Origin of the sequence: Streptomyces sp. NPDC049954 (assembly GCF_040656295.1) — a bacterium.
In the GTDB taxonomy this organism is placed as follows: domain Bacteria; phylum Actinomycetota; class Actinomycetes; order Streptomycetales; family Streptomycetaceae; genus Streptomyces.
In genome coordinates this window covers 38495-57156 of sequence record NZ_JBFALS010000011.1, presented here as the reverse complement: position 1 = coordinate 57156, position 18662 = coordinate 38495, and the positions used below count along the sequence as shown (strand labels likewise).

The 18662-nt window shown below is 74.0% G+C and carries 16 protein-coding genes; 5 read left to right on the top strand and 11 right to left on the bottom strand.

Annotated features, from left to right (window positions below; all coding sequences use genetic code 11):
* Positions 1-274 precede the first annotated feature (274 nt).
* Positions 275-1255: an ABC transporter substrate-binding protein gene (locus AB0J21_RS24550; protein ID WP_363148244.1), complete on the top strand. Its 981-nt coding sequence runs from the start codon at positions 275-277 to the stop codon at positions 1253-1255.
* A 201-nt stretch (positions 1256-1456) separates the two neighbouring features.
* Here the strand turns inward: AB0J21_RS24550 and AB0J21_RS24545 are convergent, their stop codons facing one another.
* Positions 1457-2662 (bottom strand): DUF5685 family protein, encoded by a 1206-nt coding sequence (locus tag AB0J21_RS24545; RefSeq protein ID WP_363148243.1) that lies wholly within the window; start codon positions 2660-2662, stop codon positions 1457-1459.
* 321 nt (positions 2663-2983) lie between these two features.
* Between AB0J21_RS24545 and AB0J21_RS24540 the strand changes: the two genes are divergently transcribed.
* The gene (locus AB0J21_RS24540; protein WP_363148242.1) at positions 2984-3439 is read left to right on the top strand and encodes a cell division protein SepF; all 456 of its coding nucleotides are present in this window, start codon (positions 2984-2986) and stop codon (positions 3437-3439) included.
* A 54-nt stretch (positions 3440-3493) separates the two neighbouring features.
* Here AB0J21_RS24540 and AB0J21_RS24535 read toward each other — a convergent pair whose 3' ends face one another.
* Positions 3494-4687, bottom strand: coding sequence for an acyl-CoA dehydrogenase family protein (locus AB0J21_RS24535; protein WP_363148241.1), 1194 nt, complete (start codon positions 4685-4687; stop codon positions 3494-3496).
* 124 nt (positions 4688-4811) lie between these two features.
* The gene (locus tag AB0J21_RS24530; RefSeq protein ID WP_363148240.1) at positions 4812-6407 is read right to left on the bottom strand and encodes an MFS transporter; all 1596 of its coding nucleotides are present in this window, start codon (positions 6405-6407) and stop codon (positions 4812-4814) included.
* 405 nt (positions 6408-6812) lie between these two features.
* Here AB0J21_RS24530 and AB0J21_RS24525 point away from each other — a divergent pair, with 405 nt between their 5' ends.
* Positions 6813-7841: a phosphatase PAP2 family protein gene (locus AB0J21_RS24525; protein WP_363148239.1), complete on the top strand. Its 1029-nt coding sequence runs from the start codon at positions 6813-6815 to the stop codon at positions 7839-7841.
* Between the two features lie 169 nt (positions 7842-8010).
* Here the strand turns inward: AB0J21_RS24525 and AB0J21_RS24520 are convergent, their stop codons facing one another.
* From AB0J21_RS24520 to AB0J21_RS24505, 4 genes are all read right to left on the bottom strand, one after another.
* Positions 8011-8226, bottom strand: coding sequence for an I78 family peptidase inhibitor (locus AB0J21_RS24520; protein WP_363148238.1), 216 nt, complete (start codon positions 8224-8226; stop codon positions 8011-8013).
* Positions 8227-8621: 395 nt separating this feature from the next.
* Positions 8622-9632, bottom strand: coding sequence for a YafY family protein (locus tag AB0J21_RS24515; RefSeq protein ID WP_363148237.1), 1011 nt, complete (start codon positions 9630-9632; stop codon positions 8622-8624).
* Between the two features lie 237 nt (positions 9633-9869).
* Entirely contained in the window at positions 9870-10727 is an 858-nt protein-coding gene (locus AB0J21_RS24510) for a hypothetical protein (protein ID WP_363148236.1), read from the bottom strand.
* Complete coding sequence (locus AB0J21_RS24505) at positions 10724-11983, bottom strand: glycosyltransferase family 4 protein (protein WP_363148235.1); 1260 nt, start codon at positions 11981-11983, stop codon at positions 10724-10726. The genes AB0J21_RS24510 and AB0J21_RS24505 overlap by 4 nt, the downstream gene beginning before the upstream one ends.
* Positions 11984-12544: 561 nt before the next feature.
* Here AB0J21_RS24505 and AB0J21_RS24500 point away from each other — a divergent pair.
* Together AB0J21_RS24500 and AB0J21_RS24495 are read left to right on the top strand one after the other, a co-directional pair.
* Positions 12545-13315, top strand: coding sequence for a hypothetical protein (locus AB0J21_RS24500; protein ID WP_363148234.1), 771 nt, complete (start codon positions 12545-12547; stop codon positions 13313-13315).
* Positions 13316-13670: 355 nt separating this feature from the next.
* Entirely contained in the window at positions 13671-14066 is a 396-nt protein-coding gene (locus AB0J21_RS24495) for a hypothetical protein (protein WP_363148233.1), read from the top strand.
* Positions 14067-14226: 160 nt separating this feature from the next.
* On the opposite strand, the gene der is transcribed toward AB0J21_RS24495, so the two are convergent.
* The 4 genes from der to AB0J21_RS24475 all read right to left on the bottom strand — a co-directional run bounded on the left by der (position 14227) and on the right by AB0J21_RS24475 (position 18416).
* Entirely contained in the window at positions 14227-15711 is a 1485-nt protein-coding gene (gene der / locus AB0J21_RS24490; protein WP_363148382.1) for a ribosome biogenesis GTPase Der, read from the bottom strand.
* A 65-nt stretch (positions 15712-15776) separates the two neighbouring features.
* Positions 15777-16463 carry a lysophospholipid acyltransferase family protein gene (locus tag AB0J21_RS24485; protein ID WP_363148232.1) on the bottom strand — a complete coding sequence of 229 codons (687 nt, stop codon included), beginning with the start codon at positions 16461-16463 and terminating at the stop codon, positions 15777-15779.
* Positions 16421-17101 (bottom strand): (d)CMP kinase, encoded by a 681-nt coding sequence (cmk, locus tag AB0J21_RS24480; protein ID WP_363148231.1) that lies wholly within the window; start codon positions 17099-17101, stop codon positions 16421-16423. Before cmk ends, AB0J21_RS24485 begins: the two co-directional genes overlap by 43 nt.
* Positions 17102-17321: 220 nt before the next feature.
* The gene (locus AB0J21_RS24475) at positions 17322-18416 is read right to left on the bottom strand and encodes a prephenate dehydrogenase (RefSeq protein WP_363148230.1); all 1095 of its coding nucleotides are present in this window, start codon (positions 18414-18416) and stop codon (positions 17322-17324) included.
* Positions 18417-18662 lie beyond the last annotated feature (246 nt).

Below are 18662 nucleotides of genomic sequence, written 5' to 3'. Positions count from 1 at the left end.
CGCCTGACGCGCTGATTCGCGACCGCTTCCGCGAGCACTGCCGCGGCTGCTTCCACCCGTCCGCCCCACCCGCCGGTGGGGTACCTCCTCGCGCCTTCGACCGGCGTCGACTCCTTCCGCACGCCTCGCCTTCAGCACGCCCCAGCTCTTCCGTCCCCAGTTCTTCCGTCCTCAGTCCTCAGTCCTTCCTGCCTTCACGCGCGATCCCCTCCCCTCCTTCGCCGCTGCCCTTCGCTCTTCCCCGATTCCCGATCCCTCTGGAGCACCGACGCCCATGCGCGCTCATCTGACGACGACCCCGGGTGCCCGGCGGCGGGCCGCCGCGTTCGCCCTGATCACCGCCGCCGCCCTGGCGCTCTCCGCCTGCGGTGACCCGGACCCGGCCGGCGGGAACGGGGGCGGTACGGCGGCGGGCCGGCCCGCCGCCAAGGCCGAAGGGAAGATCCCCACCGAGGACGTGGTCTCGGGCGTCCACAAGGTCGCGAAGGCGGCGAAGCTGCTGCCGCCCGAGGTCGCGAAGGCCAAAACGCTGAACCTCGCCAACTCGGTGGGGGCCCCGCCCTCGTCCACGTACCTGGAGGACGGAAAGACCGTCGCGGGCCTCGACACCGACCTCTCGAACGCCGTCGCCAAGGTGCTCGGCCTGCGCCTGAAGCGGGAGGCGGCGAGCTTCGAGGCGATCCTCCCGGCCCTCGACAGCGGCAAGTACGACGTCGGGACCGGCAACTTCGGCGTGACCGACGAACGCCGCAGGACGATCGACTTCGTGACCTACGTCAACGACGGACAGGGCTTCGCGGCCCGCGAGGACTCGAAGCTGAAGAAGGTGACCGACCTGGAGCAGCTGTGCGGGCTGACGATCGGCACCGGCGCCGGCACCACCTTCGAGGTGACCCTGGAGGACAACAAGCACGTGTGCACGGACGCGGGCAAGAAGCCGTACAGCGTCAAGACGTACGCGGAACAGGGCGCCATCTGGGGCGCGCTCCAGCAGGGCCGTACCGATGTCGTCATGTCGACGATCAACGGACTGCGCTACGCGGTCGACCAGCAGCCCGGGCTGAAGTTCCTGAACGAGTACCACCGTCTCGACGTCGGCTTCGCGTTCAAGAAGGGCACGAAGCTCGCACCCGCCTTCCAGGCGGCGGTCGACGCGCTCATCGCGGACGGCACCTACGCGCGCGTCCTCAAGAAGTGGGGCGTGACCCAGTCCGCGATCAAGACCTCCCGGATATCGCCGCCCGAGATCAAGTGACCCGGGCGGCCTCGCGGGCCAGCTCGTGGGCCCGGGCCGCCGACAGCTGCGTCGGCCCGGGCCCGAGGCCGGACGCCGACCCGAGGACACCACCGCCGGTCCCCGGGTGACGCCGCTCCCGCCAACGGCCGTCAACCTCCCCTGAGCAGCGCGGTATTCGGCGTCGCGGCGCGGACAGCGCCCCGCTCCCCCGCCCGGTGCTCAGCCGCAGGCGCCGCAGCACTCGCAGACCTCGCAGCACTCGCACGCCTCGCAGCATTCGCAGTAGCAGCAGCATCCGGTGCGCGACTTCTTCGACCAGGGCCCCTCGTACTCCTCGGCGCAGCACATCCGGCACGTGCAGCAGACGCCCAGGAACGCCCCGCATCCGGCCCAGAACCCGCGCCCGCTCGGCGGGCGCGAGGGCGGGGGCGGGGGCTCGGGCAGCCTGTTGCCGTCGAAGTCGCGCGGCCCGGCGCCCCCGTCCGCGTACGGGTTCCCGCTTCCGTACGGCCCCTGGGGCGGCGGACCGAAGGAGGCGTGGGGCTGCTCCTGCCCGCGGTGCGCGCAGCGCGTCGTGCCGAAGGCGCGGTCCACGGAGCGCGGGAGTTCGTGGACGAGCAGCCGGTGGGCGAGGGCCCCGTCGGTGAAGTCGACCTCGCGCAGCGCCAGCCGGATGCCGTGCAGCGCGTCGTCGGCGAGCCTGCGGGCCTCGGCGCGTGGGGTCCCGGTCGCGGTGAGCGGGTTCCAGGCCCCCTTCCGCGCGTCCGCCGCCTGGTCCTCGACAGCGTCGAGGAGATGGGCGAGCCGTCCGAAGAGCCGCCCGGCCTCGGCGAGCGCGGCGGCGTTGCCGGGGCGGCCGGCGAGTACGGCGGTGTGGGCGAAGGCGGTGGCGGTGGCCGTCTCGGTGGGTTCGGTCACGACGGTGAGCGGGGTGCCGGGCCCGGCCAGTGCCTCGATTCCGCCCTGCCGTTCGGCGGCCTCGACCAGCACGGCGGTGTCGAAGCCCAGCCCCTCGCCAGAGCGCCGGGCGGCGCCCGCCCAGCCGGCCGCGATCCGGCGGGCGGCCCCCGCGACCGGACGGTGCGCCAGCAGCCCGTCGGCGTCGGCGACATGGTCGCGGATCTTGCTCGCGGCCAGCACGAGGGACACGGCGCCGGCGAGATGCGCCCCCTGCCCGCGGCTGACCGGGGCCGTCCGCATCCCGCGCAACGCGCAGGGCCCGGCGGTGCGGCGCCGCACCGCCTCGCGCGGGCTCTGAGCCTCCGTCAGGACGGATATGACGATGCCGTCGTAGTTCGTGACGATACGGGCGAACTGGCCGTGATCGGCTCGCAGGGCGAGGCACAAGCCGCACAAATGCGCCGTCCACTGGCCTTTCAGCCCCTCCCCGAGGCTGTGCACACAGGGCCTGACCATTCCGAACATGCTGAGAATTCCCCCCGGCGAGACGGCCTTGACGTTACGATCGGCCGCATCGTACCGGCCGCCCCGGAGCGCTCCGGAGGCTCCCGCCCGTCACCCGTACGCCCCACGCGTCACCCATAGGCACCCAAAGGGCGCGAAGAAACGTTTTTCACTCGCCGTCAGCACAATTGCCCCGCAGTCGTCTTGGCAGGACACGGGGCACTCTGCACCAGTACCGTCACGAAAACACCGAACGGCGCCCATCCCCTTGGCGCACTCTTCCCCTCATGAACGACGATGGAGGAGCGGCCAACAGGGAAACCGCTGTGAGAGGAGGCGTCCATGGGATCGGTGCGCAAGGCAAGTGCCTGGCTTGGCCTCGTCGACGACAACGACACCGGGGCTGAGCGTTACTACGACGGATACGCCGACGAACCGGCCGAGGGGCCCGAGCCCGGCGAGAGCTGGGTGACGGACCCGCGGGTGCGGGTCGCGGCGCGGGTCGCCGAGGAGAGAGAGCGGCGGATCGGCACGGTGACCCCGGACAGCTTCCGGGACGCCCGCGCCATCGGCGAGCTGTTCCGGGAAGGGGTCCCGGTCATCGTCAACCTGACGGCGATGGACCCCTCGGACGCGAAGCGCGTCGTCGACTTCGCCGCCGGGCTGATCTTCGGCCTGCGCGGCTCGATCGAGCGGGTGGCCACCCGGGTCTTCCTGCTCACCCCGGCCGACACCGAGATCGTGGCCGGGGAGGCCGCGGGCTCGCGGCCGCGCGACGGCTTCTTCAACCAGAGCTGATCCCGGCCGGGGCCCCCACCCCGACCGGGACACCTCCCGCCCGGAGGGCGTCCGTCACCGGAAGGCGTCGAACCCGGTGAGCGCCTTGCCGAGGATGAGCTGATGCATCTCGACGGTGCCCTCGTAGGTGAGCACCGACTCCAGGTTCGTCGCGTGCCGCATCACGGGGTACTCCAGGGAGATCCCGTTGGCGCCGAGGATCGTGCGCGCCGTACGGCAGATCTCGATGGCCTCGCGCACGTTGTTGAGCTTCCCGAAGCTGATCTGCTCGGGCCGCACCCGCCCCGCGTCCATCCGGCCGCCGAGATGGTGGGCGAGCAGGATGCCCTTGTGCAGTTCCACCGCCATGTCGGCGAGTTTGGCCTGGGTCAGCTGGAAGGCGGCGATGGGCCGCCCGAACTGCTCCCGCTCGCGCGCGTAGTCGAGCGCCGCCTCGAAACTGGCCCGCGCCGCGCCCATCGCGCCCCACACGATGCCGTACCGCGCGTGGCTCAGACAGCTCAGCGGCCCGCGCAACCCGGTGACCTCCGGGAGGACGGCGTCGGCGGGCAGCCGCACCCCGTCCAGGACCAGTTCGCTGGTGACCGAGGCGCGCAGGCTCCACTTGTGCTTGATCTCCGGGGCGCTGAAGCCCGGCGTGCCGGTGGGCACGACGAAACCGCGCACCCCTTCCTCGGTGGCCGCCCAGACGACGGCGACCGAGGCGACGGAGCCGTTGGTGATCCACATCTTGCGGCCGGTGAGCACCCAGTCGCCGCCGTCCCGGACGGCGCGGGTGCGCATCCCGGCGGGGTCGGAGCCGTGGTCGGGCTCGGTCAGCCCGAAGCAGCCGATCGCCTCTCCGGCCGCCATCGCGGGCAGCCACCGCTGCTTCTGCTCCTGCGAGCCGTACCGGTGGATCGCGTACATCGCGAGCGAGCCCTGCACCGACACGAGGGAGCGGATGCCCGAGTCGGCCGCCTCCAGCTCCAGACAGGCCAGCCCGTACTGGACCGCGCTGGCCCCGGCGCAGCCGTAGCCGGTGAGGGACATCCCGAGGGCGCCCAGCGAGCCCAGCTCCTTGGCCAGTTCCCTGATGCCGGGCAGTTCGCCGCGCTCGTACCAGTCGGCGACGTACGGCAGGACGCGGTCGCGGGCCCAGGAGCGGACGGTGTCGCGCACGGCGAGGTCCTCGGGCTCCAGCAGATCGTCGAGGCCGAGCGGGTCGGCGGGGTCGAAGGGGGGCTTTTTCCCGGGTGCTGCGGGCATGACGCCTCCGGCTCATTAAACTAGCGCTGTTAGTTATGGAGAGCTTCCGACGCTACGACGCGAGCGGGCCGCCGTCCAGGGCCCCCCGCCCGGGGGCGGCACTGAGACTTCCCCTGTCGCGTGCTCACGGGCGCTCACACTCCTCGGCGCACTCCATCCGGCGCGGCAGCCGCAGCCCGGCGAGCGCGCCGAGCAGCAGCAGACCGGCGCTGACCAGCAAGGTCACGTGCAGCCCGTGCACGAAGGCGGTGCGCGCGGCCGTCCGCAGCGCCTCCCCCGGCGCGCCGCCGAGCCGGGCCGCGATGTCGTACGCCTCCCCGAGCGAGTGGCCGGCGGCGTCCCTGAACGGTTCCGGGACACCGTGCACCGCGCGCGGGCCAGGGGCGTAGGCGGCGTTCATGACGGTGCCGAGCAGCGCGATGCCGAGGCCCGCGCCCAGTTGGTAGGAGGTCTCGCCGATCGCGGCCGCCCCGCCGGCCTGATCGCGCGGGGCCTCGCTGAGCATCGACTCGTAGGCGGCGAACAGCGTCGTCTCCAGGCCCAGGCCCAGCAGGACGAAACCGCCCGCGAGCAGGAACGCGTCGTCGCTCTCGCCCATGCCGGTGAGCAGCAGCACGGCGGCGGCGGTCAGGCAGAAGCCGGTCACGACCATGGCGCGGGGACCGAAGCGGCGCAGCAGCCGGGCCCCGGCGAGCCCCGCCGCCATCGCGGCGAAGGTCAGTGGCAGCAGGCGCAGCCCCGTCCGCAGGGGGCTCAGGCCGAGGACGAGCTGGAGGTACTGGGCGGCGATCAGTTCCAGGCCGACGAGGGCGAGCATCGCGAGCACGATGCAGCCCACCGAGGCCGAGAAGGCCGGCCGGGCGAACAGCCGCAGATCGACGAGCGGGTGCGCGCGGGTGCGCTGGCGCCGCACGAAGAGCCACAGCAGGACGGCGCCGAGCAGGGGCGGGAGAAGGGAGGCGGCGCTCAGCACCTCTTCGCCGCCACCGATCCGCTGGACGCCGTAGACCGCGCCGAACAGTCCGGCGGCGGCCAGGAGGGCGCCGAGCACGTCCCAGGGGCCGCGCCCGTCACCGGTGGACTCGGGCAGCAGCAGCCGGGCGAGCGGTAGCGCGGCCAGCATGAGCGGCACGTTGACGAGGAAGACCGAGCCCCACCAGAAGTGCTCCAGCAGAAGGCCCCCGAGCAGCGGGCCGACGGCGGCCCCGACCGCCGCGACCGCGCTCCACACCCCGATCGCGAAGGCCCGCTCGCGCCGGTCGGGGAAGACGGCACGCAGCAGGGAAAGCGTCGCGGGCATGATCATGGCGCCGCCCGCCCCGAGCAGGGCGCGGGCGGCGACGAGCAGGACCGGACCGTGCGCGAGGGCGGCCAGCGCGGAGGCGGCGCCGAACAGGGCGTAGCCGCACAGCAGGACCCTGCGGCGCCCCACCCGGTCGCCGAGCGTGCCGAACAGGATGAGCAGCGAGGCGCACACCAGCGGGTAGCTGTCCACGATCCACAGCAGCTGCGGGGCGCTCGGCCGCAGGTCCTCGGTGACCGCGGGCACCGCGACGTGCAGGACGGTGGCGTCGACGGCGACCAGGAGCAGGCTCACGCACAGCACGACCAGGACGGTCCACCGGTTCGCCCCGCCCGGCGCGAAGGGCCGGCCGGCGAGCCCGGAGAGGCGGGAGAGGCCCCCGGCACGCCGCGAGGCCGCCGTGGTCGTCCCCGGCATCCGCGTACCTCCCGAGTGCTGCTGCCTGCGTGCTGCCCGTGTGCTGCCTGTGTGTGCGGACGGAGCAGGACGCCGCCGCCCGGTCCGGTCCTGGGGCCGGTGGTGCGCCAGGTTACGCGAGAGCCACCGGTGACACGTGGGACGACGCCCACACCCCTGAGGGCGCTGTTGCCCGGTTCCCGCGCACCCATTCGCGGGGCCCCGGGGTGAACGAAAGGAGAAGCGCGAGAAAAGCGTGCCGGAATCCTCCGCCCCGCCGCACGGGCAATCCCCGGCAGGCGCGTGGGGGCCTTTAAGGATTCATCCGCGATAAACGTCCGGTAGCCGTGAAAGCCACATCACATGGTCATCACGAAGCCGTCGTTTCGTTCGGCTTCCCCACTCACTCGCTGTAACGTCGATCGGGTGCGTACCGAACCAACCCCCGGCCGCCTCGCGCGGCTCTTCGCGCGGCTCGACCGCGAGCCGGAGCGGCCGGCCAGTCTGCACGTACCGGTGATGAGCCGGCACAGGCTTGTTCTGCTCCTCGCGACGCTCGGCTTCTACGTGGCGATCGTCGTCGCGGTGGCGGCCACCACGGTGCTGGTGCGGTTCGACTGGCAGCTCATGTTCTTCCGCCCCTACCAGCAGTGGCCCGAGGTGCACGCCTTCCTCGACTACCTGGTGGTCCTGGGGCAGCGCGGGCCCACCGCGGTGATGGTGCTGGCCTGGCTGGGCTGGCGCTCGTGGCGTCAGCACACCCTGCGCCCGCTGCTGGTCCTGGGCGCCTCGCTGCTGCTGCTGAACATCACGGTGGGCGCCGCGAAGATCGGCATGGGGCGCCTGGGCCCGCACTACGCGACCCTGATCGGTTCGAACGAGATGGGCAAGGGCGGGGACATATTTCCCTCGGGTCACACCGCCAACGCGGTCGTGACCTGGGGGATCCTCGCGTATCTGGCGGCCACGCCGCGCGCTCGCCGCTATCTGTCGGCGGGCTCCGCGATCGTCTCGCTCAGCGTGGGCCTGACCACCGTCTACCTCGGTACGCACTGGCTGAGCGACGTCGTCCTGGGCTGGGCGGCCGGGCTCCTGGTCCTGCTGGCCCTGCCGTGGTGCGAGCCGCTGATCGCGCGCGCGGAGGTACTCCTGTTCCGCCTGCGGGACGCGTGGCGCGCCCGGCGCTCGACCGTCGTGGACACCGCCGGAGCCCCCCTCACCCCGGTGCCGCAACTCGTCGAGCCGTCCGCCCCCACCGCCCGGCCGGCCTCCGCACCGGGCGCGGCGCTGCGCAAGGAGGCGTCACCGGGCGGCCCCGGGCACGCCCCGGGCCGCGCGGGCCGGGTCCGCCCGGAGCGGGCCCCGGGCACGGCCGGCGGGGTACGGCGACCGCCCTCGCAGGACCGCACCGTGCCGCGCGGCCAGAACCCGGCCAGGCCGGTCACCGGAGGCTGATGCGGCCACAGCGGCCGGCCCGGAGCCTGCGAGGAGGTACGCGCGCCCCTCGCGGACCCGAACGGTCTCGCGGACCCGAACGGCGAAGGCCCTGTCACCCCGGCGCGGGGTGGCAGGGCCTTCGCCGTTCTCGGTCGCGGTGGTGCCGGGCTGCGCGTGGCGGTGGGCGTCAGCCCTTCCAGCAGCGCCGTACGGTGCCGTTCTCGACCTCGAAGTTCAGCCGGCCCGCGAGGTACTCCATAGTGATGACGGTGCCGGGGGCGAGGCTGCGGATCCGGCTCCAGCCGCGCTGACGGGCCAGTCGTTCGGCTTCGGTCGCCTCGGTGCCGACATAGCTGTCGGGGCTGTCCTCGGGCTCTGCGGGCGGGGTGGGGAGGGATGCCATGCGACCACCGTAGGGCCGCCGCGCCCGGTAAGGAAGCGGACGGCCGCGGGCCCGGCGCGGGGGCGGAGAGCGGGCCCCGGAGGGAGAGCGCCGCCGTCCGGCCCGGCCCGGTACCCGGCGTGACCGGTACCGGCCGGGTCACACTTGGGTCACAGGAGTGCGCCGCCCGTTTCCGGGGGAGTTCGTCACACGATTGGCCGCCCCATTCATTTATCCATTTATTACATCGGGCGTGCGGATGATCATGATTTCCGGTGAGCAACCGGCCGGAAATCGACGCGATCCGGTCACGGTGAATAGCGCGCCTCCGCAGGGCGGGCACGGGCCGGGCCGAAAAGAGAATGCGCGCCCAATTCACCGGTTTCCGGCCGGGCCCGACGGACGCGACACGGGGTTTATCCGGGAGCGCCGGGAGCGCGTCCCGGGCCTTCTTCTGCCTGGTCCGCCCGGTCCAGAACCGCGTCGAGCCGGTCGCGGGCCACGCGTATCCGGTCGTTGAGCCCGGCCGGCTCCAGCACCTCGAAGGCGAAGCCGAGGAGCACCGCGTGGACGACCAGGGCGTCCAGACCGGGCGCCCCTGTGCGCAGCAGGCAGGTCGAGGGCGTCTCCGCCACGAGTTCGCCCGCGCCGGGCCAGAGCACCGCGGCCGCCTCCCGCCTCGGCACCAGGAGCCGCAGCACCGCCTGCTCGGCGTAGGCACGGCTGCCGATACCCCGCCCCACATAGGCCGCGAGGTCCTCCGCCGGCGGGGTGCGCGAGGGGCGCCGGGGGCCGTGCGGCGGCTTCGGCACGAGCCGGTCCACCCGGAAGGTGCGCCAGTCCTCGCGGTCGGTGTCCCAGGCGACGAGGTACCAGCGCCGGTCCGAGCACACGAGCCGGTGCGGCTCCGCCGTACGGCGCGAGGCGGCCCCGTGGTGGTCCCGGTAGGTGAAGCGCAGCAGTTCGCCGTCCCGGCACAGGCGGGCCAGCTCGCTCAGCACCCCCGGGTCCACGGCGTCGGCCCCCGCCATGCGCGGCAGCGGCACGGTGTAGGCGTTGAGGGTGCCGACCCGGTCGCGCAAACGCTCCGGCAGCACCTGCTCCAGCTTGGCCAGCGCGCGGACCGAGGCGTCGGCGATGCCCTCGACGGCCTGGCCCGCCGCGGTGCGCAGACCGACCGCGACGGCCACCGCCTCCTCGTCGTCCAGGAGCAGTGGGGGCAGCCGGGCGCCGGCGCCCAGCCGGTAGCCCCCGCCGGTTCCCGGACTCGCGTGGACCGGGTACCCGAGGGCGCGCAGGCGGTCGACGTCACGGCGCACGGTCCGGGAGGTGATGCCGAGGCGTTCGGCGAGTTCGGAACCGGCCCACTCCTGGTGGGCCTGGAGCAGGGAGAGCAGACGCAGGAGACGTGCGGAGGTGTCCAGCATGGCGGGGAGTCTGCCACCCCTCGCGGACAGCCCCGGTCCGCGAGGCGCCGGGACGTCCGCGTACGGAAGGGACCGCGCCCGGAGCGAGTACGGCAGCGGGGGCGACGGGGAGACGGGGGCGACGGGCCCGCCGTGGGACACGCCGCGCGTCGGTGCGCGTACGGCACGGCCCCGGCCGGGCGCGCGGACGACACGGACGCGCGCCGTGGCCGCGGCCGGCCCGCCGCTCCCGCGCGATCACGCCTCGGCGGCCTCCCGGACGCACATCGCGAGATCGTTGTCCTCCGTGTAGGCCGGTCCGACGCGCAGTCCGCCGCTCTCGGCGGCCGGGTACGTGCAGATGGCGTGCCGGTCGTGCAGGTCGTCCAGCAGTTGCGCGATCCGCACCTCGGGGCCCGAGGCGCCGGCCGGCCTCAGCCACAGCGACCAGTCACCGGGGCCCTGTGAGGCGAGTTCCGGGTGCGGCAGGGCGAGTTCGAACGCGTGCCCCTTGCCGCCCGCCTCGAAGCGGTGCACCCGCCCCCTGCCCTCGCCGCCCTCGGAGCGGGCCTCGACGCGGGCGCCGGGGCCGAGTTCGGCGCCGTAGAGCCTGCCGTGCACGGTGCTCAGGCCCGGATCCACGCGGATCTCCCCGGCCTCGGCGTGCGGGGAGCGCTGCCAGCTGCGGACGGAGAGGTTCCCGAACTTCGTGGGGTAGGGAATCCGCACGGCCACCCGGGAGGCGCCCTCGGGGTCCCGGTCGACGAGGGCGCGCAGGTCGTTGAGGCCGGGCAGCAGCCGCACCGGGCGGCCCCCGGCGGGTTCGGCGAACACGTCCCAGCGCCCCTCGGCCAGGTCCATGCTGCTGGGCAGCGCGGCGCGGAGCCGGCCCGTTCCGGCGGGGGTGAGTGGCAGTCGTACCTCCTCCTCGCTCGACCTGCGGCGCAGCAGCAGGTGGGCGCCGAGGAGTCGGCCCCGGTCGGCGAGGTCGAAGGTCAGGCCGCCGGCGGAGTCCGCGAGGCAGTCGGCCTCGGGGGCGGACCTGCGTCCGGGGGCGGGCAGAGGTGTCGCGGGGCCGGGGCGGCGCGGTGCGGGCGGCGTGGCCACGGTCTTCATGCGGTGCGTCCCTTTCTGAGCAGTGCCTGGCGTCCGGCCTCACGGGCGCCGACGAGGCTGCCCCGGCCCCGGTGCAGGGCGGCGCGCAGCCGCCCGCCGGGTCCCTTGCCGCGGGCGGAGAGGCGGGAGGTGAACAGCGTTTCGTAGTGTTCGGCGATGCGCGCGGGGTCGAAGCGCTGCGAGGACTTGAGCGCGGCCCGGGACATCCGGCCGCGCAGTTCGTCGTCGTTGATGAGCTGGAGCAGCCCCGCGGCGACCGCGTCGGTGTCGCCGACCGGGACGAGCCGGCCGTCCACGCCGTCCTCGATGATCTCGCCGGGGCCCAGCGGGCAGTCGGTGGAGACCACCGGGAGCCCGCAGCGCATCGCCTCGACGATGGTCATGCCGAAGGACTCCATGGAGGAGGTCACCGCGGCGACCGAGCCCTTGACCCATTCCGACTCGATGGGGTGTGCGGGCCCCATGAGGAACACGTGGTTGTAGAGGCCCAGTTCGTCGATGAGGCCGCGCAGCCGGTCCCGCTGACCGCCGCCTCCGTAGATCCGCAGCCGCCAGTCCGGACGCTCCTCGCGCACCCGCGCGAAGGCCCGCACGAGGAGGTCGTAGCGCTTGACCGGGGCCAGCCGTCCGGCGGCCACGACCCACTTGCCGTGGCCGTCCACCGGGTCGATGCCCGGCGCGGGCACCGGGTTGGGCACGGCCTGGACGGGGACGCCCGGCATCCGCATCGTGGAGCGGTAGACCCGCGCGTCCGCCTCGGTGGTCGTGGTGAAGGCGTCGAGCCGCGGATAGGCGGACTGGAGCGCCTGCCGCAGTTCCGGGCTGTGCGTGTCCAGCGTCAGGTGTTCCTGGCCGACCCTGACCGGGCCCGGCCTGGTCTGGCGGGCGAGGTGGACGTTGAGCCCGGGGCGGGTCCCGATCACGACGTCCGAGTCGACGGAGCCGAGGAACGCGGCGATCCGCTCGTCGGTCAGGGCGCTGTACTGGTGGTGGCGCCCCTCGGCGGCCGGGAAGACGGTGGCCGGCGCCTTCAGCAGGGTGTGCGCCCGGTCGGAGGTCGGGCTGTCCTTGCGCAGGTCCACGAGATGGCGCACGCGCACCCGCGGATCGGGCGGCAGCGCGGGCGCCTCGCGGTGCCGGAAGACGGAGACGACCTCGACGTCGTGATGCTCGGCGAGCTGCGCGGCGAGGTTGTACGTCGTACGGATCGTGCCCCCGATTCCATAGCCGTTGTGGATCAGAAATGAGATCTGCATTCGTCCCCGTATCCCGCTCTTCGTGACAGTTGCGCCCTCTGGTCCGTCTTCTGCTGAGTGAGACGGCTTCGCCGGGCGCAAGGTTGGGCGCTTTCTCGGTTTCGTTCCCGGACCACCGCGCCACCGACAGTCCGCAAACGGGAACCGTCCGGGATCGCCGCAGGTCACGCGCGGAAGGCAACAACTTGAGAACGAGTGCCCCTCGGCACCCGTACGACGCACTCCCGAACGAGCTCGTTCGACGGTTTCCAGCCAGTCCAGGACGAACACTTTGCGTAGGAACAGCATGTTTTGTACCACCGGAGAAGGAGGCGCCCAGGCCTGGTACACACGTCGGTCACGGCCGGGTATCCGCCGCTCACCGGCCTGTTCGTCCCGGCGCACGGGCGTCGGCGGCCCCCTCGCGCCCGTCCGGGACCAGAACGCCGGAGGGGTCCATTCCGCACCGGGTGCGGCGTGACCCGCGCACCGGTCGCCCGTTGACGGTGCATGAGCCGGGGACCGCCCGGTGCGTGCGCCGGACCCGCCGGCCACGCGGACACACGAAACCGAGGAGCCCCCGTGCCGCGCATTCTGGACGTCGCCGACGACGTACGCGCCGAGATCGGTGACGAAGAAGCCGACCGGCTGCTCGCCGGAGAGAGCGCCCCCGGCGCCTACGACTGCACGTCCTGCCGCACCCCCGGCGACGCGGAGCGCGAGCGGACCAGCACCGTCCTGTTCGTCGGCGAGGAGACGGCCGTGCTCGCCTTCGCCCACTCCGGCTGCCTGCCCTCCCAGGTCGTCCGGGTCTCGGAGGACCAGCTCCAGGGGGCCGTCGCCTCGATCACCGGCGAGGAGGCCCTGGGCGCCGCGCCCGAACAGGCGGTCCTGGGGGTGACGAGCGGTCTGGTCCTGATCGACGGGGAGCTGCACCCGGCCCTGGTCGTCGAGCCCACCGGGCCGATCGCCCGTCCGGGCACGACGGGCCCGGACGACGCCTTCCTCCCCCTGCTGCACGAGCAGGGTTTCGCCCCGGTCCCCGATGTCGCCGTCGTCCCGCACGTCCTGCACGGCTGGTCGGTCCTGCTCGCGGTGGGCCAGCTGCACGCGGTGCTCCAGCCGGGCCAGTCCGGCGGCTCCCCGGTCGCGTGGTGGCAGGCGCACCAGCCGCTCCAGGTCACGGAGGGCTGGCGCACCGCGGCGAACAAGCGCCAGACGGTACTCGTGTACGCCGTCCCGGCCGGCACGGTCGGCCGTCAGCCCCGTGAGGACCTGCTGCGGGACGCGCTGGACCGGGCGGCCGCGGCGGGGCTCCTGGTGGCCGCCGCGATGCCCCTCGCCGGCACCTGAGCGCGCTCCTGGCCCGTCCGCCCCGGCGGCTCACGGGCCGGGCGCGGTCCCACGCGTACGGGTGTCCTCCGGCCACGCACAAGGGCCCGGCGGATACGGCCGGCGGGTACGGCCGGCGGGAGCTGTGCGGGGTGACGAGGGCCTGTGGCTCTCGTCGCAGGCGGTCGGGTGCCCCTCCCCTCGGATCGCGCCGCCCGCGGGCCGGCTCCTGTCGCGCGGGCGCGCGGGTGGGCCGTGCGCCGCGGGCGCGCGCCACGCGCGGGGCACTTGCTGTGTTCGACCGCATCCGTCCGGGTGCGGGGTCGTTGGCAGGTACGTGCACCTCTACGAGCCGCCCCGACGCCCCATTCCCGCGATGCGCCCCGCGCAGACGCCGCCCGGCCCCTCCGCGACGCCGATCTTCGACGCGCTCTACGCGGAGTACCGCAAGCTGTTCCGCACGGTCCCCGGGGACCGTGGCGGCGAGGACGAACTGGGGCTGCCGCTGTTCGGGACGCAGGGCCAGGGGCTGAGCCGTTCGTCGAGCGTGGCCGGCCGGTACGTTCCCGGCGGGCCGGGCGCCGCCCCGCGCGGCGCCTCCGGGACGCACCGGGGGCCCTCGGACACCGAGTCCGGCCACGGCGCCCCGGCCGCGCCCACCCCGCACACCGGCTACGGCTGGGTCCAGCAGCCCGCGCCGCAGCCCGGCCGGCCGCGCCGGCCCGGCCCACCGCGCGCCGCACTGCCCCCGGCGCCGCGCGGCAGCGAGTGAGCGCCGCCTTAGGGCCTGTCTTCAGGCTGGCGTCGTTGCCCGAAGGGCGGCCGCGCGGTGTCAGGCGGCCGTTTGAAGACAGGCCGAGGGGGCGGCGCCCCGGACACGCCACGGGGCGCGGACCGTTGCCGGCCCGCGCCCCGTGGAGCTGAACTGGTGGCTACTTCTTGCGGCCGCGCTTCTCGCGGACCCGGACCGAGATCTGGATCGGGGTGCCCTCGAAGCCGAACTCCTCGCGCAGCCGGCGCTCGATGAACCGCCGGTAGCCCGCCTCGATGAACCCCGAGGCGAACAGCACGAAGCGCGGGGGCCTGGTGCCGGCCTGGGTGCCGAAGAGGATGCGGGGCTGCTTGCCGCCGCGCACGGGGTGCGGGTGCGCGGAGACCAGTTCGCCGAGGAAGGCGTTGAGCCTGCCGGTGGGGACCCGGGTCTCCCAGCCCGCGAGCGCCGTCTCCAGCGCCGGGACCAGCTTCTCCATGTGGCGGCCGGTGCGGGCCGAGATGTTGACGCGGGGCGCCCAGGCGACCTGCGCGAGTTCGCGCTCGATCTCCTGCTCCAGGTAGTAGCGGCGCTCCTCGTCCAGGGTGTCCCACTTGTTGTAGGCGAGGACGAGGGCGCGGCCCGCGTCGACCGCCATGGTGAGGATGCGCTGGTCCTGGACCGAGATGGTGTCGCTCGCGTCGATGAGGACGACGGCGACCTCGGCCTTCTCGACGGCGGCGGCGGTACGCAGCGAGGCGTAGTAGTCGGCGCCCTGCTGGAGGTGGACGCGCTTGCGGATGCCCGCGGTGTCCACGAACTTCCAGGTCACTCCGCCGAGCTCGATCAGCTCGTCGACCGGGTCGCGGGTGGTGCCGGCCAGTTCGTTGACGACCACGCGCTCCTCGTTGGCGACCTTGTTGAGCAGCGAGGACTTGCCGACGTTGGGGCGCCCGATGAGCGCGACGCGGCGCGGTCCGCCGAGGCCACTGCCGCCGAAGGTCTCGCGGGGCGCGTCGGGCAGCGCTTCGAGCACGGCGTCGAGCATGTCGCCCGTGCCGCGTCCGTGCAGCGCCGAGATGGGGTGCGGCTCGCCGAGGCCGAGGGACCACAGGGCGGCCGCGTCGGCCTCCCCGGAGAGGCCGTCGACCTTGTTGGCGCACAGCACGACGGGCTTGCCGGACTTACGCAGCAGCCGGACGACGGCCTCGTCGGTGTCGGTCGCGCCGACCGTCGAGTCGACGACGAAGACGACGGCGTCGCTCGCCTCGATCGCGTACTCGGCCTGGGCGGCCACGGAGGCGTCGATGCCGAGGACGTCCTGCTCCCAGCCGCCGGTGTCGACGACCTTGAAGCGGCGGCCGGCCCATTCGGCCTCGTAGGTCACGCGGTCCCGGGTGACGCCCGGCTTGTCCTCGACGACGGCCTCGCGGCGGCCGATGATGCGGTTCACGAGGGTCGACTTGCCGACGTTGGGGCGGCCGACGACGGCGAGGCGCGGCAGCGGGCCGTGGCCGGCCTCGCCGAGGGCGTCGTCGACGTCCTCGGCCTCGAAGCCCTCCTCGGCCGCCAGCTCCATGAACCGCTCGTATTCGGCGTCCCCGAGCGCGCCGTGCTCGTGCGCGGACGGCTCGGCGTCGCCCTCGGACGGGAAGTGGTCGTTCATGAAGTGCGTACCTCTGTCATCAGTCATCGGCGGACCCCTGTCCGGGGCCGCTACTCAAGTGTCGCTCAGCGCCCGGTGAGGCGCTTCGCGTTGTCCAGGTGGGCGGTCAGGCGCTCCTGGATACGGACGGTGGCCTCGTCGAGGGCCTTGCGGGTACGGCGTCCCTCACCGGCCCGGAAGGGCTCCCCGAAGACGAGGTCGACCCTGCCGCGCAGCGCGGGGAGCTGCTTGACCAGGCGCCCGGCCCGGTCGTTCGAGCCGAGTACGGCCACCGGCAGGATCGGCGCGTCGCCGCGCAGCGCGAAGTAGGCGAGGCCCGCGCGCAGGGCGGCGAAGTCCCCGCTGCCCCGGGTGCCCTCGGGGAATATGCCGAGGACGCCGCCGGTCCGCAGCACGTCGAGGGCGCCGGTGATCGCGGCGCGGTCGGTGCCCGAGCGGTCCACCTTCAGCTGCCCGATGCCGCGCAGGAAGGGGTCGAGCGGGCCGACGAAGGCCTCTTTCTTGATCAGGAAGTGCACGGGCCGGGGCGCCGTGCCCATGAGCATCGGGCCGTCGATCATGTGCGAGTGGTTGACGGCGAGGATCACCGGACCGCTCGCCGGCATCCGCCAGGCGCCGAGCACGCGCGGCTTCCACAGCGTGTTCATGAGGCCGATGCCGATGCCCCGGCCCAGGGCGGCGCCCCTCTCGGAGGGCGGGGTGGCTTCGGTCACCGGCGGGTCCGCTTCTCCTCGACCAGGGTCACGACGCATTCGATGACCTGCTGGAGGCTCAGGTCGGTGGTGTCGACCTCGACGGCGTCCGGAGCCTTGGCGAGCGGGGAGGTCTTGCGGCCCGAGTCGGCGGCGTCCCGCTTGATGAGCGCCTCACGGGTGGCGGCCAGGTCGGTGGCCTCCTTGCCCTTCAGCTCTCCGCTGCGCCGGGCGGCGCGGGCCTCCGGCGAGGCGGTGAGGAAGATCTTGAGGTCCGCGTCGGGCAGGACGGTCGTGCCGATGTCCCGGCCCTCGACCACGATGCCGCCGTCCGCCTGCCGCGCGATGGAGCGCTGCAGCGCGGTGATCGCCGAGCGCACCTCGGGCACCGCGCTGACCGCGCTGACCTTGGAGGTGACCTCCTGGGTGCGGATCGGCGCGGCCACGTCGACGCCGTCGACCGTGATGGTCGGGGCGGACGGGTCGGTGCCGGAGACGATCTCCGGCTTGCCCGCGGCGGAGGCGATGGCGACCGGGTCGGTGACGTCCACGCCGTTGTGCACCATCCACCACGTGATCGCGCGGTACTGGGCGCCGGTGTCCAGGTAGCGCAGACCGAGCTTGGCGGCCACCGCCTTGGACGTGCTGGACTTCCCCGTGCCGGAGGGGCCGTCGATGGCGACGATCACGGATTCCACGGTGGCGGACACCTTCCTGGTGCGGATGTGCTGGGCGGTACGGATCTGTGGCACCACTCGCCGGGCGGCCGGCGGCGCGGGGCCGGGCGGGTGGACGGCCGCGGGCAGGGCGCTACGCCGAACGGGCCATTGCCCTAGGTTACTGGCAACCCGGGGGGCCGGGTCCCGGGGCCGTCACCCAGCCGTTCCGGAGGACGCCCGGCCACGCTCCTCCCGCGGCTCACTGCCGCAGGGACCAGCCGCGTTCGCGCAGCGCCGCGCTGAGCCTGGCGGCGGCGGCCGGTTCCACCGAGACCTGGACGCGGCCCGCCTGCTGCCCGGTGGCGTGCTCGATCCGCACGTCCTCGACGTTGACCCCGGCGCGGCCGGCGTCGGCGAAGATCCGGGCGAGTTCCCCGGGCTGGTCGCTGATGAGCACGGACACGGTCTCGTAGCGGGCGGGCGCGGTGCCGTGCTTGCCGGGGACCCGGCTCTGGCCCGCGTTGCCGCGCCGCAGCACCTGTTCGACGGTGCGGACGCCCTCGGCGCGTCCGTCCTGGTCGGCGGAGTCCAGCAGGCGCAGCGCCCGTACGGTCTCCTCCAGGTCCTGGCCGACGGCGGTCAGGATGTCGGCGACCGGTCCGGGGTTGGCGGAGAGGATGTCGATCCACATGCCGGGTTCGGAGGCGGCGATGCGGGTCACGTCCCTGATGCCCTGCCCGCACAGCCGTACCGCCGCGTCCTCGGCGTGCTCCAGCCGGGCGGCCACGAGCCCCGACACGAGCTGCGGCATGTGGGAGACGAGCGCCACGGCCCGGTCGTGCGCGTCGGCGGCCATGACGACGGGCACCGCCTTGCAGTGCGCCACGAGTTCGAGCGCCTGGTTGAGCACCTCGGTGTCGGTGCCGGCGGTGGGGGTGAGCACCCAGGGCCGGCCCTCGAAGAGGTCGCCGGTGGCGGCGAGCGGGCCGGAGCGTTCCCGGCCCGCCATGGGGTGGGTGCCCAGGTAGCGCGCGAGCTGCGCCTCTTCCAGGCCCAGCGCCTCCAGCTCGCGGCGCGGTCCGCCCTTGACGCTGGCGACGTCGAGGTAGCCGTGGGCGGCCCCGTCCCGGATCAGCTCGGCGAGGGTGTGCGCGACGTGTGCGGGCGGTACGGCGACGACGGCGAGGTCGACGGGCCCCTCGGGCGGCTCCTCGGTGCCGGCGCCGAGGGCGGCGGCGGTCCGGGCCCGGTCGGGGTCGTGATCGCGCAGGTGCACGGTGATCCCGCGGGAGGCGAGGGCGAGGGCGGCGGACGTACCGATCAGTCCGGTGCCGATGACGAGCGCGGTCCTCACAGGGCGACGTCCTCGCGCCGCGTGACGGCCCCATGGAGCCGGCCGGCCCGTTCCTGCGCGCGCTGGGCCTCGTCCGGCTCCTGCCGCACGGCGCCCCGAACCGCTCGTACCGCCACTGTGCCGCTCCTCGTCTTGCCGTGTCCCGTACCTGACCAGGGTAGTCAAGCCGGTGGCCGGGCCGGGCCGGGCGCCCGCCCACCGAGACACCGTCCGGGGCGCGCGCCCGGCGTATCCCGCGCGCCGCCC

Bases quoted from the DNA above. Each gene is read 5' to 3' on its own strand.
- AB0J21_RS24520 (WP_363148238.1), bottom strand. From the start codon at position 8,226: ATGGCATCCCTCCCCACCCCGCCCGCAGAGCCCGAGGACAGCCCCGAC.
- AB0J21_RS24550 (WP_363148244.1), top strand. From the start codon at position 275: ATGCGCGCTCATCTGACGACGACCCCGGGTGCCCGGCGGCGGGCCGCC.
- AB0J21_RS24530 (WP_363148240.1), bottom strand. From the start codon at position 6,407: ATGCCGGGGACGACCACGGCGGCCTCGCGGCGTGCCGGGGGCCTCTCC.
- AB0J21_RS24540 (WP_363148242.1), top strand. From the start codon at position 2,984: ATGGGATCGGTGCGCAAGGCAAGTGCCTGGCTTGGCCTCGTCGACGAC.
- AB0J21_RS24545 (WP_363148243.1), bottom strand. From the start codon at position 2,662: ATGTTCGGAATGGTCAGGCCCTGTGTGCACAGCCTCGGGGAGGGGCTG.
- AB0J21_RS24485 (WP_363148232.1), bottom strand. From the start codon at position 16,463: ATGCGTCGTGACCCTGGTCGAGGAGAAGCGGACCCGCCGGTGACCGAA.
- AB0J21_RS24495 (WP_363148233.1), top strand. From the start codon at position 13,671: ATGCGCCCCGCGCAGACGCCGCCCGGCCCCTCCGCGACGCCGATCTTC.
- AB0J21_RS24515 (WP_363148237.1), bottom strand. From the start codon at position 9,632: ATGCTGGACACCTCCGCACGTCTCCTGCGTCTGCTCTCCCTGCTCCAG.
- AB0J21_RS24505 (WP_363148235.1), bottom strand. From the start codon at position 11,983: ATGCAGATCTCATTTCTGATCCACAACGGCTATGGAATCGGGGGCACG.
- AB0J21_RS24510 (WP_363148236.1), bottom strand. From the start codon at position 10,727: ATGAAGACCGTGGCCACGCCGCCCGCACCGCGCCGCCCCGGCCCCGCG.
- der (WP_363148382.1), bottom strand. From the start codon at position 15,711: ATGAACGACCACTTCCCGTCCGAGGGCGACGCCGAGCCGTCCGCGCAC.
- AB0J21_RS24535 (WP_363148241.1), bottom strand. From the start codon at position 4,687: ATGCCCGCAGCACCCGGGAAAAAGCCCCCCTTCGACCCCGCCGACCCG.